This is a genomic window from Pseudomonas sichuanensis (assembly GCF_003231305.1).
Classification (GTDB): Bacteria; Pseudomonadota; Gammaproteobacteria; order Pseudomonadales; family Pseudomonadaceae; genus Aquipseudomonas; species Aquipseudomonas sichuanensis.
Genome location: NZ_QKVM01000178.1, coordinates 1 through 215, shown reverse-complemented (window position 1 = coordinate 215; position 215 = coordinate 1). Strand labels below are relative to the sequence as shown.

At 53.5% G+C, this 215-nt stretch carries 1 protein-coding gene; it reads right to left on the bottom strand.

Annotated features, from left to right (window positions below):
• The coding region (locus tag DM373_RS28620; protein ID WP_482822407.1) for an EF-Tu C-terminal domain-related protein at positions 1 to 215 on the bottom strand (215 nt) is incomplete at both ends.

Here is a 215-nt window from a genome sequence, read left to right as displayed (position 1 = left end):
GCGATGGTCTTGATCAGGGTGACTTCCATCTGGATGTTGTCACCTGGCATTACCATCTCAACGCCTTCTGGCAGCTGGCAGTTACCGGTTACGTCAGTAGTACGGAAGTAGAACTGAGGACGGTAGCCTTTGAAGAACGGAGTGTGACGACCGCCTTCTTCCTTCGACAGAACGTAGACTTCTGCGGTGAACTTGGTGTGCGGCTTGACCGAACC